The organism is Paraburkholderia steynii (genome assembly GCF_900100565.1).
Classification (GTDB): domain Bacteria; phylum Pseudomonadota; class Gammaproteobacteria; order Burkholderiales; family Burkholderiaceae; genus Paraburkholderia; species Paraburkholderia terrae.
On sequence record NZ_FNDI01000001.1, the window covers coordinates 817,796 to 836,872 of the forward strand.

Genomic DNA, 19,077 nt, shown 5'->3' on the forward strand with positions numbered 1-19,077 from the left:
CTGGCCGAAATCAGCCAGAAAAGACGTATCTATCTGTATCCGTCTCTTGCGCGCGACGGAAGCGTTCCCAAGCCTTGCGCAGCCCGTCCATGCAGCCTTTCTCCCGGCCTGGCTGCGCGCCAGCACGCCAGACATTCACGCCGCTTGTAACGTTTCCATTCGCGCTGGCAGCGCGCGACGAATCCGTAGAAAAAACGATAATCGCGCCCGATTTTGCAATGGACTTGCTGTAAGCGAACTAAAGGCGAGACTAAATAGCGCTGAGTCGTCGCCTTTGCGCAAGCTGCCGTGCTATACTGCGCCCCTCATTGGGGAGTAGCCGCCCCGCTTCATGTCCGCGCAACGGCCCAGCTTCTGGCCCCGAGCGCAGCGTGCGTGATTTGCGGGGGCGCCTGTCAACAGACTTGGCCGTATGGCCATGGCAGACGCAGCCTCTGGCCTGGCGAGACCGATGATCCACCACCGCCGCTTTAGGGCCCGGCGCGTTGTGGGTCGTCGCTCGCACATATCTCGGCCCGGGGAATCTATCAAAACGTGGAACAAGCCTTTCTGATCTCGACGGGCGCGGTCGCGCTGGCTGAAATTGGCGACAAGACCCAACTGCTGTCGCTCGTCCTCGCTGCCCGCTACCGCAAGCCGCTGCCCATCATTCTCGGCGTGCTCGTCGCAACGCTGATCAACCATGCGGGCGCCGGCGCGCTCGGCGCGTGGCTCGGCTCGCTCGTCACGCCGACCGTGATGCGCTGGGCGCTGGCGGCATCGTTCATTGGCATGGGCTTGTGGATTCTCGTGCCCGACAAGCTCGACGACGCCGAGGCGAACACCAATCGCACGCACTTCGGCGTGTTCGGCGCAACCGTGGTCACGTTCTTTCTCGCCGAAATGGGTGACAAGACGCAGATCGCGACGGTCGCGCTGGCCGCGCGCTTCCATGATTTCTTCGGTGTCGTTGCGGGCACGACGCTCGGCATGATGCTCGCGAACGTGCCGGCGATCCTGCTCGGCGACCGCTTCGCGCACAAGCTGCCGACCAAACTCGTACACGGAATCGCTGCAGTCATGTTCGTCGTGCTCGGCGCGATGGCGTTGATGGGCATCGGCGTCTGACCGCCTGCCGGGCCATCTGGCAATCGCTCCGGTAAAAAGCAACGGCCGCATCGCTCACACGATGCGGCCGTTTTCTTGTGGACAGCGCGTAATGAACCGCTTCCTGAACCGCGCTGCTTATTGAACCGTCTTTGCACCCGAGGCTGGCACCGGCGGCGCAGCATTGTCCGCGGTCACTTCGTTCGAAATCCCGCCCTTCCCGTCGACGGGCAGCTTGACGGTGCGTACCACGCCGTTGCCCAGCGGGAAATCGGACATCGCGCTGCGCGCGAGATATGGGATCGCAGCGATCAGCGAAGACTGCTCGTCCGTGTTGCGCGCCGTCACGTTATAGAGTTCCTTGCCCGTAGCGCGATCCGTGATGCGGATGCCGAGCAGATGCGTGTACACGGGATAACTCTGATTCACATAGCCCCCCGAATACGGGCCCCACGGACCCCATGGTCCCCACGGGTCGAACGGACGGCCCCAGTAGTACGGACCGGGCCACGCGCTGTAGTAATAGGCGGGCTGCGACACCGTCACGGTATCCGAGCGCATGCCATACGCGAGTGCGACCAGATAGTGCGCTTCGCGCTCGTCGGTCTGTCGGAACGCATGCAGCGCGAGTTCGTTTGCGACGATCTGTTCGTAGGTGGCCTGCTCGAGACTGTTCTTCTGATCAGCCGTGCGCGCGAACGCGTAAGTGCGCGTCGCATCACTGCCGCTCCAGTCGGAAAAGGCCGTCACCTGCGACGTCACATAGGTCGTGCAGCCAGCCAGCAGCGTGGCGAATGCCGCAAGCACGAATGCGGCCTGGCGGGTCAATCGGTCGAGCTTCATGGTCGTCCTCATTGGTATCGTCGCTCGCGCCTGCCGCGCGAGCGGCCCGATAATACGCTGACCGGACAAGACGGTAAAAAGTTCTGTCCGCACGATCGGCCGAGGCTTTGTACAATGGTCCGATCACCCGGCGCGCATCTACCAGTATGGATATAACGCGCCGGCTTCGAGCTTATTCCCGACACGACACCATGGCCGATACCGAAACGCCTCAAGTGATCCGCCGCGCCGACTACGCGCCGCCCGCTTTTCTCATCGATACCGTCGCGCTCGAGTTCGATCTCGTGCCCGAGCGTACGGTCGTCAGGAATACGATGCGCATCCGCCGCAATCCCGACGCGGTGCGCGCCACGCATCTCGAACTGATGGGCGAGGCACTGCAGTTCGTCGAGGCATCGATCGACGGCAAGCCGTATGCCAACGTTCACGCGCACGAGCACGGCCTCACTGTCGACAACGTGCCCGATTCGTTCGAGCTGACGCTGACGGGCATCTGCAATGCAGCGGCGAACACGACGCTGTCGGGCCTGTATGTGTCGAGTGGCAACTTCTTCACCCAATGCGAGGCCGAAGGTTTCCGGCGCATCACGTGGTTCCTCGACCGCCCGGATGTGATGGCGACCTACACGGTCACGCTGCGCGCCGACAAGGCCGCGTATCCGGTGCTGCTGTCCAACGGCAACCTGCTCGAACAGGGCGACCTGCCCGAGGGCCGCCACTTCGCGCGCTGGGAAGATCCGTTCAGGAAACCGAGCTATCTGTTCGCGCTGGTCGCGGGCAAGCTCGTCGCGCTGGAAGAGCGTGTGAAGTCGGGCTCGGGCAAGGAAAAACTGCTGCAGGTCTGGGTCGAGCCGCACGATCTCGACAAGACCCGTCACGCAATGGATTCGCTGATTCACTCGATCCGCTGGGACGAAGAGCGTTTCGGCCTGGAACTCGATCTCGACCGCTTCATGATCGTCGCCGTGAGCGACTTCAACATGGGCGCGATGGAAAACAAAGGCCTCAATATCTTCAACACGAAGTACGTGCTGGCCAATCCCGAAACCGCGACGGACACCGACTTCTCGAACATCGAAGCCGTGGTCGGCCACGAGTACTTCCATAACTGGACGGGCAACCGCGTCACCTGCCGCGACTGGTTCCAGCTGAGTCTGAAGGAAGGGCTGACCGTGTTCCGCGACCAGGAGTTTTCCGCGGATATGGCAAGCGGCGGCAGCACGGTCGAGAATCAGGCGGCGCGCGCGACCAAGCGTATCGAAGACGTGCGCGTGCTGCGTCAGATGCAGTTCGCCGAAGATGCCGGTCCGATGGCGCACCCGGTGCGTCCGGAGAGCTACGTCGAGATCAACAACTTCTACACGATGACCGTCTACGAGAAAGGATCGGAAGTCGTGCGGATGTATCAGACGTTGTTCGGACGCGAAGGCTTCCGGCGCGGCATGGACCTGTACTTCAAGCGCCACGACGGCCAGGCCGTCACCTGCGACGACTTCCGTCACGCGATGGCCGACGCGAACGGCCGCGACCTCGCCCAGTACGAACGCTGGTACAGCCAGGCGGGCACGCCGCGCATCACGGTCGACACGCACTATGACGCTTCGCAAAAGCGCTACACGGTGACGCTCACGCAGGGCTACGGCGATGCCGCGGCGGCTGCGCGCGACACGCAGAAGGGTCCGTTGCTGATTCCGTTCGCGATCGGCCTGATCGGCGATGACGGCAACGACATGCCGCTGCGCCTCGAAGGCGAGGCATCGGCGTCGCCGCACACCACGCGCGTGCTCGAATTCACGGAGAAGGAACAGAGCTTCACGTTCGTCGATGTGGCCGAAAAACCGCTGCCGTCGCTGCTGCGCAATTTCTCGGCGCCTGTCGTCGTCGAATACGACTACACGGCGGATGAACTCGCGTTCCTGCTCGCGCACGATAGCGATCCGTTCAACCGCTGGGAAGCTGGCCAGCGTCTCGCGACGCGCGAGCTGCTGACGCTCGCCGAGCTCGCGGCAACGGGCAAGGCGCTGGAACTGGACGATACCGTCGTCGCCGCGTTTGGCCGCGTGCTGAACGACGAGACGCTGTCGCCCGCGTTCCGCGAACTCGCGCTGATGCTGCCGTCGGAAGCGTATCTCGCCGAGCAGATGGACGAGTCGAATCCCGCCGCCGTACACAGCGCGCGGCAGTTCGTGCGCAAGCGTCTCGCGTCGGCGCTCAAAGGCGACTGGCTCGCAGTTTTCGAACGGCATCAGACGCCGGGCGCCTACGAACCGACGCCCGAAGCGGGCGGGCATCGCGCGCTGAAGAATCTGGCGCTCGCCTATCTCGCCGAACTCGACGATCCCGCCGACGCCGTGCGCCTAGCGAAAGCGCAGTACGACGCGGCGAACAACATGACGGATCGGGCGTCGGCGCTATCCGCGTTGCTGACGGCGGCTGCATCGAACGGCGGCGCGGCAGCCACCGACGCACTCGACGACTTCTATCGCCGCTTCGAGAACGAGCCGCTCGTGATCGACAAATGGTTCGCGCTGCAGGCAATGCAGCGCGGCACGAAAGCGCGGCCCGTGATCGAGATCGTGCGCAAGCTGATGGCGCACCCTGCGTTCACGCTGAAGAACCCGAACCGCGCGCGCTCGCTGATCTTCAGTTTCTGCTCGGCGAACCCGGCGCAGTTCCATGCGGCGGACGGCTCGGGCTATGCATTCTGGGCCGAACAGGTGATCGCGCTCGACGCGTTGAATCCGCAAGTCGCGGCGCGCCTCGCCCGCGCGCTGGAACTGTGGCGGCGCTTCACGCCGGCGTTGCGCGACCAGATGCGCGCGGCACTGGAAAAGGTCGCCGCGCAGGCGAAATCGCGCGACGTGCGCGAAATCGTCGAGAAGGCTTTGGCCTGATTTTCTGACGGTTCTGCTGTATGCAAAAGCCGGCACATGTGCCGGCTTTTTTTCATCTGTTTCGCGGAATGCGATTTTGCCTACGCCATTCTGCTGACTGGTTGCGCGTCGTTGTTGCGATCACACTGAACGTGTTCATTTGATGGTTTACGTTTAACATGACACGTTATACACTTCCCGTGATCTCTACTTTTAATGACAAAGAAACCGCAGCCGTCTTCAACGGCGTATTCGTGCGGTCGCTGCCGCGCGAAGTACAGCTCGCCGCGCGCCGCAAGCTCCTGTTGATCGATGCCGCAGAGTGCATCGAGGACATGTTCGTGCCACCCGGCAACCGGCTCGAACTGCTGCAAGGCGCGCGCAGCGGGCAATGGAGCATCCGTATCAACGCGCAGTGGCGCATCTGTTTCCAGTACATCGACGGCGACGCGCTCAATGTCGAGATCGTCGACTATCACTGAATCATGGGAAATCATCATGGTCATCAAACGCTCTGAACTCGAAAACCTCGACTTCTCCGACGTTTCCACCGGCGAGCGCATGCCTGAAGCAACGCCTGGCGACATCCTGCGCAGCGAATTTCTCGAACCGCTCGGCATGTCGGCCCACGCGCTGTCCATTGCGCTGCGCGTGCCCGCGCCGCGCGTCAATGACATCGTGCGCGGCAAGCGGGCCATTTCGTCGGAAACCGCCTTGCGTCTGTCGTGCTTTTTCAACAATAGCCCGCTCTTCTGGCTCAATCTTCAGATCGCCTACGACCTGCGTGTCGCAATTGCGGAATCGGGCGAGCAGATCAAGCGCGAGATCGAGCCGCTGCCGCCGTCGCGCCGGCCAAAGCATCCGCAGTTGTCGCGCGAGCAGCTAAAAGCCGCCGAAGACGCAGCAGCCGCGACGCGCAGGGTCGCTGCCTCGCGTTGACGCATTCATCCCGTCAAAAAGCACGACGGGAGCGCGACTTCGGGCGGCGATTTTTTAAAGTCACGGAACCCGCACATCGAAAGGTTAAAATCAGGGAATTCCCAAGCCTCTCCGGAGTACTGCAATGTCTTTGCAACGTCGTACCACCCTTACGAAGTACCTGATCGAGCAGCAGCGCGAGAACAACAATCTGCCTGCCGATCTGCGCCTGCTGATCGAAGTCGTTGCGCGCGCGTGCAAGGCCATCAGCTATCACGTCAGCAAGGGCGCGCTCGGTGATGCGCTGGGCACGGCCGGCAGCGAGAACGTGCAGGGCGAAGTGCAGAAGAAGCTCGACATCCTGTCGAACGAAATTCTGCTCGAAGCCAACGAATGGGGCGGCAACCTGGCCGGCATGGCATCGGAAGAGATGGAACAGTTCTTCCCGATTCCCGCGAACTATCCGAAGGGCGAATACCTGCTCGTGTTCGACCCGCTCGACGGCTCGTCGAACATCGACGTCAACGTTTCGATCGGCACGATCTTCTCGGTGCTGCGCTGCCCTGACGGCCAGCAGCCGACGGAACAGTCGTTCCTGCAACAAGGCACGCAACAGGTCGCGGCGGGCTATGCAGTCTACGGCCCGCAAACCGTGCTGGTGCTGACCACGGGCAACGGCGTCAACTGCTTCACGCTCGACCGCGAGCTGGGCTCCTGGGTACTCACGCAAAGCGACATGCGTATTCCTGTCGAGACGCGCGAGTACGCGATCAACGCGTCGAACCAGCGCCACTGGCTTGAGCCCGTGCAGCAGTACATCGGCGAACTGAACGCAGGCAAGGACGGTCCGCGCCAGTCGGACTTCAACATGCGCTGGATCGCATCGATGGTCGCGGACGTCCACCGTATCCTGAACCGCGGCGGCATCTTCATGTATCCGGCCGACAAGCGCGATCCGTCGAAGCCCGGCAAGCTGCGCCTGATGTACGAAGCGAACCCGATGGCGTTCATCGTCGAGCAGGCTGGCGGTGCAGCGACCAACGGCGAGAAGCGCATTCTCGACATCCAGCCGAAGAGCCTGCATGAGCGCGTCGCGGTGTTCCTCGGCTCGAAGAACGAAGTCGATCGCGTGACCCGCTATCATCTCGAAAAGAAAAGTTGAGAAAAGCACTTGCGTGCCGATACAGAGCACTCTATAATCTTGCTTCTTCGTTGCTGACGAACTAAACGAAAGCGACAAAGGCGCCGGAATAGCTCAGACGGTAGAGCAGCGCATTCGTAATGCGAAGGTCGGGGGTTCGATTCCTCTTTCCGGCACCAGCAGATTAAAAAAAGCCCAGTCCTCGTGACTGGGCTTTTTGCTTTTCTCTACCGCTCACGTGTGTCCTGCGTGCGTAGCGCCGTTCATCCCAACACCGACCGCGCAATCACGGTCCGTTGAATCTCCGACGACCCTTCGTAGATGCGCAAGATCCGCGCATCGCGCACATAGCGCTCCAGTGGCATCTCGCGCGTGAAGCCGTAGCCGCCATGCATCTGCAACGCTGCATCGGTAGCGAACGCAACCATCTCCGATGCATACAGCTTCGCCATCGACGCACTCTGTGTGAACGGCTCCCCCGCCGCGCGCTTTGCGGCCGCCTGCAAGGTTAGCAGCCATGCAGCTTCGAGCCGCGTCTTCATGTCGGCGATCGTCCATTGCAGACCTTGCCGGTTCGACAGCGGCTCGCCGCCCACCCGCCGCTCTTTCAGCCAGCCAATCGCCGCTGACAACGCCGCTTCCGCAATCCCGATAGACGTTGCGGCCACATCGAGCCGGCTGTTGTCGAGCACTTTCATCGCCGTGCGAAAGCCGCTGCCTTCCGCGCCGAGTCGGTTCACGGCGGGGACGAAGCAATCGAGCGCGACTTCGTGCGCGGGCGCGCCGCGAATGCCCATCAGTTTTTCGGCTGGGGCGACATCGACGCCCGGCATATGCCGGTCGACCACGAAAGCGCTGATTCCGCGCGTGCCCGCCTCGGGATTGGTCTTCGCATACACGACGATAAAACCGGCCGCATCGGCGTTCGAGATGAAGTGCTTTACGCCCGTGAGCCGGTAGCCGTCGCCTTCGCGCGTGGCGCGCGTCGCCATGTCGGCGGGATTGGAGCCCGCGCGCGGCTCGGTCAGCGCAAACGCGCCGAGCTTTTTGCCGCTGGCCGCGTCGGGCAAATAGCGATCACGTAACGCATCGTCGCCGCCGATCAGGATCGAATCGGTTGCGAGGTAGTGCGCGCCGATCATCGACGAAGTCGACGCGCATGCCTTCGCGATCTCCACCAGCGAGAGCACGAGCGCCACCGGCGATGCCTCCACCCCGCCCCATCGCTCCGGCAGGTTCATGCCCATTACACCCAGTTCGGCGAGTTGCGCGACGTAACGCGTCGTCGAAAGCTCCTCTCGATCGACTTGCGCGGCGCGCGGCGCAAGTTCGCTTTGTGCGAAACGCGAAATCGCATCGGCGATCTCCAGGTCACTGTCTTCGATGCCCAGCCGCTTATGCATGATCTCTCTCCTCGTTGCGATTCACATCACTCGCGTGGGCTGCTGCGGGAACGCCAAACGCACCGCGCTCGCGCAACGACGCGATGTCGTCGGGGTCATAGCCGAGTTGCTGCAACAGCGCGTCGGCGTGTTCGCCGAGCGCCGGCGCAGGCGACACGCAATTGGCCCCGTACGCGGAGAACTTCACCGGCTGCGACGGCACGCGCTTGGTATGTCCTCCGTCTCGCTGCACCTCGGTCAGTAAAGCACGATGCGCAGCGTGATCGCTTTCCAGCGCCTCCTGAAGATTGCGAATCGGCGCGACGGGAATGCCCGCTGCGCCGAGAATGCGATTGACCTCATCAACGGTCAGCGCCGACGACCACGTCTCGATCGTCGCGCGCAAATCGGCTTCGTGACGGCAGCGCGATGCATCGCTGGCAAAATGCGGATCGTCGGCGAGATGCGACGCGCCGATCGCATGCGCGAATGCCGTGAATAGCTTGTTATTCAGCACCGCGACGACATAGAAGCCGTCGGCTGCGCGATACGCGCCGAACGGCGCCGACGACGGATGCCGGTTGCCCACGCGGCGCGGCGCAATCCCCGTCGCGGCGTAGCGTGCGACGAGCGTCGCACTCAGGCCGAGCGTCGCGTCGAACATCGACACATCGACATGCGTGCCCTTGCCGTTCTTCTCGCAGCCCAGCAACGCGGCAAGCACGCCCCACGACGCGAACAGCCCGCTGACGACGTCCGACACCGACTCGCCGATCATCGTCGGTGGCCCGTCGGGCGAACCGGTTGCGTCCATCAGGCCGCACATCGCCTGCAAGATGATGTCGTACGCAGGGCGACGCGATTCGGGACCCGTCTGCCCGAAGCCCGACACGCTCGCATACACGAGCGACGGATTCGCGGCGCTCAAATCCGCGTAGCCGATGCCCAGCCTGTCCGCGACGCCCGGCCGGAAATTCTCGACGACGACATCGGCATCAGCGCACAACGCGCGCGCGAGTTCACGGCCCGCTTGCGTTTTCAGATCGAGCACGATGCTGCGCTTGTTGCGGTTCATCGCGGAGAACAGACCGCTCTCGCCGTCTGCCGCAAACGGGCCGACGGCGCGATAGTCGTCGCCCGAAGGCGGCTCGATCTTGATCACATCGGCGCCCAGATCGCCGAGCAGCGCGGCGCAATACGGGCCGGCCAGCACGCGCGAGAAATCGATCACGCGCAGGCCTTCCAGCGGCAGATTCGAACGTTGCATCGAATGCTCCTTTCAGCAGGGATGCAATGATTCTCGGCCGCACAGGCTATCAAGTAAAATATGGAATCAAACTAGCACCTATAGGATTTTCTGATGCGTGTCTCGTTGCGGCTTCTTCGTTATTTCACGGCGGCGGCCGAAACGGGCAGCACGACAGCGGCCGCAAAACTGCTGAACGTGTCGCAGCCGTCCATTTCTGTGGCCATTCGCGAACTCGAAGCGCTGTTCGACGACACGCTGTTCACCCGCGAGTCGGGCGCGAAGATGACGTTGACGCGCTTCGGCGTGCGCAAGCTGGCGGAGGCGCATCAACTGCTGAACGCCGCTGCGTCGTTCGAAGCCGATGACAGCGGCGACGCCGCAGCGGGCGAAGTGCAGATTGGCGTATTCAGCACGATCGCGCCTGTTTACCTACCCGAATTGCTGCGCATCGCGCGCGCACGCTTCCCGGATCTGTCGATACGCTTTATCGAAGGCGATCTCATGCAACTCGAAGATGCGTTGCGCAGCAGCCGTATCGAACTTGCGCTGATGTACGACGTCGGCTTGCCCGCCGATATCGAACGCGAATGTCTCGCGGAACTTCGTCCCTACGCGCTCGTGCCGGTGGACTCGAAGCTCGCGAAGAAAGCGGGCAGGCTGTCGCTGCACGACCTCGCGAAAGAGCCACTGATCCTGATCGATCTGCCGCACAGCCGCGAGTTTCTGATGGCGCCGTTCTGGCAGTGCGGGCTGGCGCCCGAAGTGCGTTATCGGGCGACATCGCTGGCACTCGTGCGCGGGATGGTCGCGAACGGGCTCGGCGTGTCGCTGCTGATTACGCAAGGCGATCAGGCCGCAACGTCAGGCGCGATCGAGCGGCCCATCCGCGAAGAGACGATTCGCCAGCCGCTCGTGATTGCGCGGCCCGCTCGCGCGTCGCGCACGAAAGCATCCGAACTCGTCGCGCAATGCATGCGCGACGCGGTCAACCAGGCGTTGGCAAAACGCACGGGACAAACGAACAAGGCGGTGGACACGCGCCGCCGCACTGCGCCATCCACATAGCGTACATAGCACGCTAGCGATGCCACGCGTCGAGCGTCGCGGGCTGTAACAACCCGCTCGACGCCTGCCGCCCGCCGTGCATGTCGATCAGCAGCGTGCGCGGCATCTCTCCCCGCCAATTCGGATCGAGCGCACGGCGCAGCTTCTCGGGAATCGCCTCGGCATTCGCGTAGAGCGCGGTCCGCGGCGGCAGCGGCAGTGTCGCGAGCACTTGCGACAGCGCCGCCGCGTTGTCGTCGATGGAATCCATCGCGATCATCGTCAGGCGCACGTCGCGATGCTTCTTCTGCCATTCGACGATGCGCGCCGTGTTCTCGCGGCAATAGCTGCAATCGAGCGACCAGATTTCGACGATCTGCGGCCTGCCTTGTGAAGCGGCGAGCACCACGTCGACGTCGGGCGCGCGCAGCGGCTTGAGATCGACGGCCTGCGCATTCAGGGCGACAACGAACGCCGCGAGCGACAGCAAGATGCGCTTCATTTACTTCGCCTCCTCGACAGGCACGAGCATGTAGCCGTCGTTCTGCGTACGCCACGACAGATAGACGCGGCCTGCGTCGTCGAGCAACTGCGGGTTGTCGCTGCCGCCCGCCGTCTGCGCGAGCGTGCGCGGCGCGCTCCAGTGCGAGCCTTCGTCGTCGGAGCGGCGCAGCATCAGGCGCACCGTGTCGCCGTCGAAATCCTTCCACGCAAGCCACAGCGTCTTGCCTTGACCGATCAACGCCGCGTGCGATGCCTGCTCGTCCGGCTTGCCCGTATCGCCGAACGCCCACGGCTCGCCAATCGGCTTGCCGTCGGCGGAAAGGCGCGAATAGTAGACATCGGCGCGTCCATTGACGACGCTGAACCACGCCATGTGGCGCACGCCGTCCGGCGTAATCGCGAGCGCCGGACCGTGCTCGGGGCACGCCTCCATATGCCAGCCGGAGAACGTCGCGCGCACTGGCACAACGGGCTGCTGCGCGTCGACGGGCAGCACGGCGAGCGCGTGATCGCGGATCTGGCCTTCGAACACGTTGCGCCACATGGCCTGCACGCGGCCTTCGCTGTCGAGCGCGAGAGCAATGCGGCAGCACTCGCACGTATGGTCGGCGACCTTGCGTTCGGGCTGGAACGTCTGCCCGCCGTCCGTCGATACCGCGAAGTAGACGGCCGCGCCGTCGTACGGTTTGCCCGCCTTTTTCGCCAGCGTCAGATCGCGCTTGTCGATCCACGTAACGAAGACGCGCCCTTGCCCGTCGACGATCAGCGAATCGAAGCGATGGGTGATCGGCTGCCGGTCGCCATGCACGGTGGCGGGCACGCTCCACGTCGCGCCACCGTCCGTCGAGCGCGAGAAGCGGACCATGCCCGTGTACGGCGCGTCGAGCGGCATCGACCAGGTCACGTAGATCGTCTTCGCGTCGGGGCTCGCGGCGATCTTCGGACGATTCTCGGCGCTCGTGTAGATCGGCTCCGGCATCGCGTTGACCGTGACGGGCGGCGACAGCGTGTGGCCCCGATCGTCCGAATGCGCAACCACGACGTGTTGTCCCTCGACCCACGCAACCCACAGACGATGCTTCGCATCAAACGCGGCGCCAGTCGCAAGCGGCGTTTTCGCGGGCTTCGCGGCGGCGGCGCCCATGTTCATGCCGCCCATGCCGTCCTTACCGCCCTTACTGCCCGCCATGTCCATCTGCATGCCATGCGCGGCGTGCGGGTCGCCCGATGCGTCATGCGCCATCAGCGGCTGCGTCAATGAGAAGCCAACGGCCCACACGGCCGCCCATTTTCTTAAAGCATCCATTTGAGTTCTCCGTAGAACGTGCGGCCCGGATACGGGTGAAAGACGTAGTAGCGGCGGTCGGTCAGGTTGTCGATGCCAACCGACGCGAGCCAGTGCTTGCCAACCTGATAGCGCGCCTTCAGATCGATCACGAAGAACGAACTGGTGCCGCCGTAGACGTCGGAATTGATGTCGCTGTTGTCGAGCGTGTTGTACTGGCGGCCCGAGTAGCGGAGCCCCACGCTGCCCTGCCACTGCTGCGTGAAGTGGTAGTTCGCGAGCAGGTTGGCCCGCACCACGGGAATGCGCGGAAAGCGCTTGCCGACATAGGATGGGTTCGCCGCGTCGGCGAGAATCTTCGAGTGGGTCGCCGTCACGTTCGCGTCGAGATCGAGCCCGTGCAGCAGCACGTTTTGTCCTGAGAAGGCGAGTTCTACGCCGCGCACACGCACGCGGTCGACGTTCGAGATGTTCGTGACGGTCGTCGAACCGCTGACGGTCGTCTGGCTGTAGATCGAGTCGCGCAAGTCGCTCTGGAACACGCTCGCCCGCACGACACCCACGCCGACGTCGCGTTCCGCCGTGAAGTCCCAGTCGATCGCCTTTTCCGGCTTCAGCCCAGGATTGTTGTTGACGATCGCGTTGTTCGAGATCGTCCCCTGGAACAGCTCGGCGACGCTCGGAAAGCGCGTGCCCGTCGCAAACGACAGACGAAACAGCCAGTCCTGTGTCGCCTGCCATTGCACCGACGCTTTCGGCGACAGCGCGTTCGCGCTGCGGTCCGCGTAGCCGAAGGTCGACGAGCCGTTGCCGAGCGCGCCGTCGTACGCGTCCCAGCGCTCGTAGCGCAGGCCAAGCGTGGCGAGCCAGCCGGGCGCGAAACGCCAGGCATCCTGGCCGTACAGCCCCTGGGTGCGCGTGTCGCCGCGATAGGTGCTGGCGAGCGTCGACGGCGAGCCGTTCAGCCAGTCGGGCGTGTTGTACGTCTTGTTGCGCAGGAAGTAGTTGTCGAAGTGATAGCCGACCGTCAGCGCATGGCCCGCGTACGATGGCGATTCCGCTTTCAGGTCGAAGGTGCGCCAGCCGGTGCCGTCGCCGTAGAAAATCGTGCCGGGGCCGCCGCCATATGCGGCGGGCGGCGCCGTCGTCGACGAGCGCAGCGTGTCGCGTGACACGTCGTACGCAGACACGATGCCCGACAGCTTCCAGCCCGAATCGAGCCGTCCGTTCAGGCCGAACGCGTAGAGCCAGTTCTCCTGGTCGCCGTTCGCGGGCGAAAACGCCGTCGGCGAGATCGTGTAGTTCTTCCCGCCGATCGTCACGTTGCCCGCATAGACGGGGTTGCCGGCGGCGTCCGTCAGAAACGTCTGCGCGCGGTCCTTATAGTGGTTTTCCCAATGGCCGAGCGTGAGCGTCGCGTCGACGTGATCGGTGATCGCGTAGCCCATGCGCACGCTTTCGTTGATCTGCTCGGTGCGCTCCATCATCTGCGGACCGACGATCACCCGCGGCTGGCCGTTCGGGCCGATGTCGGTGGCCGCGCCCGTCACCGCGACGGGCGTGCCGAGCTTCGCGTTGTACGTGCTGCTCGGACTCGCATACTGCAGCGGCTGGCTGTTGTTCTCGAGACGGTCGAGCGTCAGGGAATACCAGAAACGGCCGACGCGATCGGCGATATGCGCCGTCTCGTGATTGCCGCCGAAGTTCTTCGAGAAACCGTACGCGTCGTCGTAATGCTGGGTGAAAAGCTGCGTATCCAGCGACGCCTCCAGCTTCTCCGGCTTGCGCGTCGTGATCTGCACCGTCGAGCCGATCGAGTTGCCCGGATACAGCGCCGAGAACGGGCCGTACAGCACTTCGACCTGCGCGATGTCGTCGGGCGCGATCAACGACCAGCGCGGCGGATAGGCGTAGCTCGAGCCCAGTAGATTCGACAGCAGCAACCCGTCGGCATAGACGAGACCCCGCGCGCTCTGCAACTCGTTGAAGTCGCGCCCGGCGAATACCGAGTTGCGATCGCCCGTGAAGCGCTTGCGCACCATCACGTTCGGCGCGTACTTGAGCGCGTCTTCCGTGTTGACGATGTTGCGCGCGTCGATCTGCTCGCGCGTGACGGTCTCGACGACGCCGGGCGTATCGGGCGCGAACGCCGGCGCGGCGCGCGCGGCTGTCACGCTGACGGCCTGCAATGTGTTGGCGGGTTCCGTCAACGAATTCGCGGAGCTGTTCGTTACAGAAGGATGGGAGACCGAAGTATCGGACGCGGAACGGTCGATGACGGCACGATCGGTCGTACTTTCGTCGGCCCAGGCGGGTTGAACGGCGAACACTGCCGCGCACGCGAGCGATAGCCGCGTGCGTGCGGACAGCGCAGCGGAAACGATGCGCATATGAGTCCTGTGGACGTGATCGAAGGCGCCATGCCGACCCGGATGTCGCCGCGCTGCGCCGTGTGAAGAACACGGGCGGACGGAGCACTCGGGACAAAGAGGCGCGCATGGCGGCCCGCCGCCCGCTACGTCATAACGACGTCAGGCGCGGGCAAGCGGACTGGCTGAGACAGCTAGCTTCAGATCGACGGGACAGGTGGTGCGCGAGGCTGTGCGACGCGTACGCTGCGGCGCACAAAAATGGCCTCCGGCTCGATGGCTTGCGAGTAAGCAAGCGCGCGAACGGAAGGCACAACGAACGGGACGCTGCCGCCAAGCGCGAAGTTGGCGGCAAAGCCCGGACAGTAGACACAGTGGGGAACGACGAGGTGCGTCTTCGACGTGTTGTCGTGCGAACCATCGAGATCGATGACGACGTTCTGCGCACCGGCTGCGTGACAAAGCTCGACAGACAGCGGGCCTTGAGCGCCCGGAGCACGCGCATAGCCGATGACAGGCGACAGTACATTGAGTACCAGCGCCAGCCATACGAGGCCGATCCAGCGTGTCGAACGTGTCATCGCGACTTGGAAAAAGTGAGCGCGCGCAGTATAGCAAGCGGCCGCGAGACAGTCTTTAGACGTACTGCAATACCGACAATCGTCAAATTTTAAACAAGGCGCTTCAATCCCTGGGAGCGTGTGCCGTTAAAGCAACAAAGAGCGCGCCAAAACATCGGCTGTATGCGGCAGCGCTGGTACGCCATACGCGCTGAGGGACATAATGAATTCGTAAAGGAGAACCATCATGGATAGCAGACCGCCAAAGATTCCGACCCCCGACAAGGTGCTCAGCCCGGATCCGGAACCTGCAGGCGTTGAGTTTCTGGTCGCCGAACTGCCCGAGCATGTTCGCGCGTTCTTTGACGAACAACGCAAGTTGTGCGAGTCGAAGTAACGGTCGACCTGTGCATTGCAGCATCGGGGTCGCGCAGCTGATGCATGCGCGTAGTGCTGATGCGCGTATATACGCTTCATCGATTGAGGCGTGGCGTTGGCGCGCGCCGATGTTCCGGCCTGGCTCAACGCTGATTTCGTTCTGCTGAGCGCCGCTGACGACGCGTCATTGTGTCGCGGGTGCGCACGCCCGTTCGAGTTCGACACTCACCTCTCACTCTCCTTCGCTTTGCCTTCGCGTGTTGCGCATGCATGGCGCATCTTCCCGCGCTTCGTCTATTCTTCTGTCTTTTCCTTTATCTCTTCTGCGGCCGCGTGCTGCATCAAGCTCATGACCCGTCCGAATCTCATCGGCGCGCTTGGCGCGATCCTGTTCGCTTCCGCCCTCGCCTTCACGCCGGTGTCCGCCCGCGCCGACGGCGACGACACCGCGCTGACGAATCTGATTGCACTCGTGTCGCAGCGACTGTCGCTTGCCGAGCCTGTCGCGCGTTACAAGTGGGCGCATCATCAGCCGATCACCGATACGCCGCGCGAGCAGGCCTTGCTCGCCGACGTCGAAAAGCGTGCAGCGCGCGCGGGCGTCGACCCAGCGTTTGCGCATGAGTTCTTCCAGGATCAGATCGATGCGAGCAAGGAAGTGCAGAACGCGCTCTTCGACACGTGGCGTGCAAGCCGCCCGCCCGAAGGCGCGGCACCGGATCTCGCGACGAGCCTCAGGCCACAGCTGGATAAATTGACGCAATCGCTGATCACCGCGCTCGCGCGCGTTCAGACACTGCACGCGCAGGACGATTGCCCGACGCGCGTCGCGCGCGGCATCGACAACTGGAAGTCGCTCACTCGCTACGACAACACCCGCAACGCAGCGCTGACGCGCGCGCTCGGGCACGTGTGCGAATCGGGCGGCGTCGGAGCGACGGGTTAGGCTGCGTCGGCGGGCGCCGCTGCGAGGATGGCGCCTGCGGCGGGCTCCACGGCCGGACGGCTGAGCGGCAGCACACTCAGGCCGCGCGTGAGATGCGACTGCAGAACGCGCCACGTCGACAGTTCGAACGCGCCAAGCACGCTCCCGGCGAGCAGCGTCGATGCCTCGGCCAGCGACGGCGCGTGTCCGAGATAGCGCCACTGATCCACGACATGGAAAACACGCGAGCCCTCGGCCGCGTCCCGCTCCTCGAATGCGATCGCGCCGTCGTAAGGCCAGGGGGCGTCGACGGGATCGGCGCGGCTCACACGCGGCACGCGGTTATGCGGCGGGCGAAGCGCGGCGATCATTTGCGCTTCGGCGAGCAGCGCGCCGATTTCTCCGCCTGTGCCGCGCCACTCGACGCGGCGCACCTGCTGCGCGAGCTTCAATTCTTTCGACGAACGGCGCTCGCCCGTCAGGTGCGTGCGCAGACGCTGACGCACGCGCACGCTTCGTCCGACGTATAGCGGCGCGTCGTTCTCGCCATAGAACGCATAGACGCCGCAGCCGGCGGGCGCGGTATCGAGCAGATCTTCCGTGATATCGCCCGCGATCCGGAACCGGCGCATGGTCTTGTCGATTTGCGCACGTAGCACCTCGACGGGAACGAGGCCGTGCAACCGCTGCCAGAACTGCCAGAGCAGATCGGCATCGGCGAGTGCGCGGTGCCGGTCCGATGGCACGAGCGCATGCCGTTCCACGAGCGCGTCGAGGCCATGACGCTTTTCAGCAGGAAAAAGCGCGCGCGACAGCCGCACGGTACACAACATGTCGGGATTGAACGTGAAGCCCACGCGCTGGAACTCGCTGCGCAAAAATCCGCGGTCGAAATTCGCGTTGTGCGCGATGAAAAGCTTGCCGTCGAGCCGCGCGAAAAGATCCGCTGCAATCGACTCGAAGGTGGGCGCGCCGCGCACCATGGCGTTGGTGATGCCCGTCAACTGCTGGATGAAAGGCGGGATCGGCTGGCCGGGGTCGACGAGCGTGGTCCAGGTGGACGCACCATCCGGCCCCAGTTCGACAACGCCGATTTCAGTGATCCGGTGATCGCCGACGGAACCGCCCGTCGTTTCCAGGTCGACAAAAACAATCGGCACATCGAGGGCCGGTTCAGACAGAAGCAATTCAGACATGTGAGGAAACTGTGCAATGCATAACTTTGCACAAGTATGCCCTATCGGCGGCGGCCGTTGCGCGGGCAATCTCGAACAGCGGGAAACAAGGCACGATCGGCAAAGAGGTCGGCGGGAATATATTTATTCGGCTGATTGACCATAAATAAATCATCAATCAGGGATTACACGAATATGACATATTGATGTGCAGTCGAAAGAACCTGTCGGAAGTTTTCGAAGCATTCTCCTTCGGACTGACCTGAGAGGATTAATTCTGGATTGCAGCCAATAAAAAACCCTCGCAAGCGAGGGTTTATCCTGAGAGCCAGCGGCTCAGCCGTGTATTACAGCGGCTGGATGTTCGCAGCCTGCTTGCCCTTGGGTCCAGCCTTCACCTCGAACGACACGCGCTGGTTCTCCTTCAGCGACTTGAAGCCGTCCGCGCGGATTTCCGAGAAGTGCGCGAAGAGGTCCTCGCCGCCCGCATCGGACGTGATGAAGCCGAAGCCCTTAGCATCGTTGAACCATTTGACGATACCCGTTTCCATGTTCCACTTTTCCTCAATTTGATAAGACAGGCAATGCCGTTAATGCCGATTACGATTCACGATTCCGTAAACCGTGAATATATGCGCGATGCACAATCAAGGTTTCGCCATCGGAAATCCAGCAAAGCATTTATAAGGCGAAGCGGATATGAGCGTCAAGCGGTTTCAAATCGAAAACTGGATGCACGTCAAATACGCTGTTAAAGCGAACATAAAGTCAGGAATTATTCAGCTGGCTCATAATTCCAACCGGTCTGAATTGCCGATCTGACTTGTCTAACAATTAGATGTCAGAAAACTTTTCCGGTATGTAACAAAACGTGTCATTCGTAAGTGTTTTCACGACTTGTTAAGGTGAACTGTCAAACGCAAGATTTCAGCCAGCAGTTTGCAATCGGAGAAATGCCATGTTGTTCGATACCCTTCGCCGCATCGCCGCACAACTGTTGCCATCCACGAAGGGCGCACCGCTCTCCGAAACAGCTTCGCAACGCCCGTCCCTGCTGGAGTTCGACCCGATGTGGCACGGCGACCACTGGCAGAACCTGCTGTCATCCCCAATGGACGCGCGTCATTACGTGATCGAAGATTGGACGCTGACGCCGGGACTCGAATTCGCCCCGGTTAGCCCGGATGGAAAGCGTCAATAAGTCAACGCAATCGCCGGAGGCAAAAAAGCAAAAAAAAGCGCGACTCTTGAGAAGTCGCGCCGACAAAGGTTTGGAGATCTTTTTCGTCAACGAAAAAGTCTGCTTCGAAAAGCAGAGATTTCAGTATAGCGCTCGTGGTGGATT

18 protein-coding genes, 1 tRNA gene and 1 riboswitch are annotated in these 19,077 nt (G+C 62.7%); of the genes, 10 read left to right on the forward strand and 9 right to left on the reverse strand.

The window, feature by feature from the left end; all coding sequences use genetic code 11:
• Window positions 1-291 precede the first annotated feature (291 nt).
• Window positions 292-526: riboswitch (yybP-ykoY riboswitch) on the forward strand.
• An 8-nt stretch (window positions 527-534) separates the two neighbouring features.
• Complete coding sequence (locus BLT65_RS03650; RefSeq protein ID WP_042313223.1) at window positions 535-1,107, forward strand: TMEM165/GDT1 family protein; 573 nt, start codon at window positions 535-537, stop codon at window positions 1,105-1,107.
• Window positions 1,108-1,224: 117 nt separating this feature from the next.
• On the opposite strand, the gene BLT65_RS03655 is transcribed toward BLT65_RS03650, so the two are convergent.
• Entirely contained in the window at window positions 1,225-1,929 is a 705-nt protein-coding gene (locus tag BLT65_RS03655) for a DUF4136 domain-containing protein (protein ID WP_091774744.1), read from the reverse strand.
• 191 nt (window positions 1,930-2,120) lie between these two features.
• Here BLT65_RS03655 and pepN point away from each other — a divergent pair, with 191 nt between their 5' ends.
• From pepN to BLT65_RS03680, 5 genes are all read left to right on the forward strand, one after another.
• A complete protein-coding gene (gene pepN, locus BLT65_RS03660) occupies window positions 2,121-4,823 on the forward strand; it encodes an aminopeptidase N (protein ID WP_091774746.1) in 2,703 nt (900 codons plus the stop codon).
• Window positions 4,824-4,981: 158 nt separating this feature from the next.
• The gene (locus BLT65_RS03665) at window positions 4,982-5,284 is read left to right on the forward strand and encodes a type II toxin-antitoxin system RelE/ParE family toxin (RefSeq protein ID WP_042313229.1); all 303 of its coding nucleotides are present in this window, start codon (window positions 4,982-4,984) and stop codon (window positions 5,282-5,284) included.
• 16 nt (window positions 5,285-5,300) lie between these two features.
• Window positions 5,301-5,741 (forward strand): HigA family addiction module antitoxin, encoded by a 441-nt coding sequence (locus tag BLT65_RS03670; RefSeq protein ID WP_091774749.1) that lies wholly within the window; start codon window positions 5,301-5,303, stop codon window positions 5,739-5,741.
• 124 nt (window positions 5,742-5,865) lie between these two features.
• A complete protein-coding gene (locus BLT65_RS03675) occupies window positions 5,866-6,882 on the forward strand; it encodes a class 1 fructose-bisphosphatase (RefSeq protein WP_091774751.1) in 1,017 nt (338 codons plus the stop codon).
• An 82-nt stretch (window positions 6,883-6,964) separates the two neighbouring features.
• Window positions 6,965-7,040: transfer RNA gene (locus BLT65_RS03680), tRNA-Thr, on the forward strand.
• Window positions 7,041-7,124: 84 nt separating this feature from the next.
• Here the strand turns inward: BLT65_RS03680 and BLT65_RS03685 are convergent.
• Together BLT65_RS03685 and BLT65_RS03690 are read right to left on the reverse strand one after the other, a co-directional pair.
• The gene (locus BLT65_RS03685; RefSeq protein ID WP_091774753.1) at window positions 7,125-8,264 is read right to left on the reverse strand and encodes an acyl-CoA dehydrogenase family protein; all 1,140 of its coding nucleotides are present in this window, start codon (window positions 8,262-8,264) and stop codon (window positions 7,125-7,127) included.
• Window positions 8,257-9,510, reverse strand: a complete 1,254-nt coding sequence (locus tag BLT65_RS03690; protein ID WP_091774755.1) for a CaiB/BaiF CoA transferase family protein — start codon at window positions 9,508-9,510, stop codon at window positions 8,257-8,259. Before BLT65_RS03690 ends, BLT65_RS03685 begins: the two co-directional genes overlap by 8 nt.
• 93 nt (window positions 9,511-9,603) lie before the next feature.
• Between BLT65_RS03690 and BLT65_RS03695 the strand changes: the two genes are divergently transcribed.
• The gene (locus tag BLT65_RS03695) at window positions 9,604-10,557 is read left to right on the forward strand and encodes a LysR family transcriptional regulator (RefSeq protein ID WP_091774757.1); all 954 of its coding nucleotides are present in this window, start codon (window positions 9,604-9,606) and stop codon (window positions 10,555-10,557) included.
• A gap of 13 nt (window positions 10,558-10,570) precedes the next feature.
• Here BLT65_RS03695 and BLT65_RS03700 read toward each other — a convergent pair whose 3' ends face one another.
• The 4 genes from BLT65_RS03700 to BLT65_RS03715 all read right to left on the reverse strand — a co-directional run bounded on the left by BLT65_RS03700 (window position 10,571) and on the right by BLT65_RS03715 (window position 15,275).
• Complete coding sequence (locus BLT65_RS03700) at window positions 10,571-11,038, reverse strand: thioredoxin domain-containing protein (RefSeq protein ID WP_091774759.1); 468 nt, start codon at window positions 11,036-11,038, stop codon at window positions 10,571-10,573.
• Window positions 11,039-12,283 carry a sialidase family protein gene (locus BLT65_RS03705; protein WP_425273099.1) on the reverse strand — a complete coding sequence of 415 codons (1,245 nt, stop codon included), beginning with the start codon at window positions 12,281-12,283 and terminating at the stop codon, window positions 11,039-11,041.
• 50 nt (window positions 12,284-12,333) lie between these two features.
• Window positions 12,334-14,715 (reverse strand): TonB-dependent receptor, encoded by a 2,382-nt coding sequence (locus BLT65_RS03710; RefSeq protein WP_091774763.1) that lies wholly within the window; start codon window positions 14,713-14,715, stop codon window positions 12,334-12,336.
• Window positions 14,716-14,894: 179 nt separating this feature from the next.
• Complete coding sequence (locus tag BLT65_RS03715) at window positions 14,895-15,275, reverse strand: DUF2946 domain-containing protein (protein ID WP_091774765.1); 381 nt, start codon at window positions 15,273-15,275, stop codon at window positions 14,895-14,897.
• A gap of 226 nt (window positions 15,276-15,501) precedes the next feature.
• On the opposite strand from BLT65_RS03715, the gene BLT65_RS47135 reads away from it, so the two are divergent.
• Window positions 15,502-15,651 carry a hypothetical protein gene (locus BLT65_RS47135; RefSeq protein WP_042313253.1) on the forward strand — a complete coding sequence of 50 codons (150 nt, stop codon included), beginning with the start codon at window positions 15,502-15,504 and terminating at the stop codon, window positions 15,649-15,651.
• 330 nt (window positions 15,652-15,981) lie between these two features.
• Window positions 15,982-16,578, forward strand: coding sequence for a chorismate mutase (locus tag BLT65_RS03720; RefSeq protein WP_091774954.1), 597 nt, complete (start codon window positions 15,982-15,984; stop codon window positions 16,576-16,578).
• On the opposite strand, the gene BLT65_RS03725 is transcribed toward BLT65_RS03720, so the two are convergent.
• On the reverse strand, window positions 16,575-17,753 hold the full coding sequence (locus tag BLT65_RS03725; RefSeq protein ID WP_091774767.1) for an exonuclease domain-containing protein: 1,179 nt from the start codon (window positions 17,751-17,753) through the stop codon (window positions 16,575-16,577). The two genes, BLT65_RS03720 and BLT65_RS03725, sit on opposite strands and share 4 nt — an antisense overlap.
• A gap of 326 nt (window positions 17,754-18,079) precedes the next feature.
• Complete coding sequence (locus BLT65_RS03730; RefSeq protein ID WP_007578158.1) at window positions 18,080-18,283, reverse strand: cold-shock protein; 204 nt, start codon at window positions 18,281-18,283, stop codon at window positions 18,080-18,082.
• A 407-nt stretch (window positions 18,284-18,690) separates the two neighbouring features.
• On the opposite strand from BLT65_RS03730, the gene BLT65_RS03735 reads away from it, so the two are divergent.
• Complete coding sequence (locus tag BLT65_RS03735) at window positions 18,691-18,933, forward strand: hypothetical protein (protein ID WP_090838070.1); 243 nt, start codon at window positions 18,691-18,693, stop codon at window positions 18,931-18,933.
• Window positions 18,934-19,077: the final 144 nt, after the last annotated feature.

Excerpts from the sequence above, each read along its gene's own strand:
- BLT65_RS03655 (WP_091774744.1), bottom strand. The coding sequence starts at position 1,929 with ATGAAGCTCGACCGATTGACCCGCCAGGCCGCATTCGTGCTTGCGGCA.
- pepN (WP_091774746.1), top strand. The coding sequence starts at position 2,121 with ATGGCCGATACCGAAACGCCTCAAGTGATCCGCCGCGCCGACTACGCG.
- BLT65_RS03665 (WP_042313229.1), top strand. The coding sequence starts at position 4,982 with ATGACACGTTATACACTTCCCGTGATCTCTACTTTTAATGACAAAGAA.
- BLT65_RS03670 (WP_091774749.1), top strand. The coding sequence starts at position 5,301 with ATGGTCATCAAACGCTCTGAACTCGAAAACCTCGACTTCTCCGACGTT.
- BLT65_RS03675 (WP_091774751.1), top strand. The coding sequence starts at position 5,866 with ATGTCTTTGCAACGTCGTACCACCCTTACGAAGTACCTGATCGAGCAG.
- BLT65_RS03685 (WP_091774753.1), bottom strand. The coding sequence starts at position 8,264 with ATGCATAAGCGGCTGGGCATCGAAGACAGTGACCTGGAGATCGCCGAT.
- BLT65_RS03690 (WP_091774755.1), bottom strand. The coding sequence starts at position 9,510 with ATGCAACGTTCGAATCTGCCGCTGGAAGGCCTGCGCGTGATCGATTTC.
- BLT65_RS03695 (WP_091774757.1), top strand. The coding sequence starts at position 9,604 with ATGCGTGTCTCGTTGCGGCTTCTTCGTTATTTCACGGCGGCGGCCGAA.
- BLT65_RS03700 (WP_091774759.1), bottom strand. The coding sequence starts at position 11,038 with ATGAAGCGCATCTTGCTGTCGCTCGCGGCGTTCGTTGTCGCCCTGAAT.
- BLT65_RS03705 (WP_425273099.1), bottom strand. The coding sequence starts at position 12,283 with ATGGCGCATGACGCATCGGGCGACCCGCACGCCGCGCATGGCATGCAG.
- BLT65_RS03710 (WP_091774763.1), bottom strand. The coding sequence starts at position 14,715 with ATGCGCATCGTTTCCGCTGCGCTGTCCGCACGCACGCGGCTATCGCTC.
- BLT65_RS03715 (WP_091774765.1), bottom strand. The coding sequence starts at position 15,275 with ATGACACGTTCGACACGCTGGATCGGCCTCGTATGGCTGGCGCTGGTA.
- BLT65_RS47135 (WP_042313253.1), top strand. The coding sequence starts at position 15,502 with ATGGATAGCAGACCGCCAAAGATTCCGACCCCCGACAAGGTGCTCAGC.
- BLT65_RS03720 (WP_091774954.1), top strand. The coding sequence starts at position 15,982 with ATGACCCGTCCGAATCTCATCGGCGCGCTTGGCGCGATCCTGTTCGCT.
- BLT65_RS03725 (WP_091774767.1), bottom strand. The coding sequence starts at position 17,753 with ATGTCTGAATTGCTTCTGTCTGAACCGGCCCTCGATGTGCCGATTGTT.
- BLT65_RS03730 (WP_007578158.1), bottom strand. The coding sequence starts at position 18,283 with ATGGAAACGGGTATCGTCAAATGGTTCAACGATGCTAAGGGCTTCGGC.
- BLT65_RS03735 (WP_090838070.1), top strand. The coding sequence starts at position 18,691 with ATGTTGTTCGATACCCTTCGCCGCATCGCCGCACAACTGTTGCCATCC.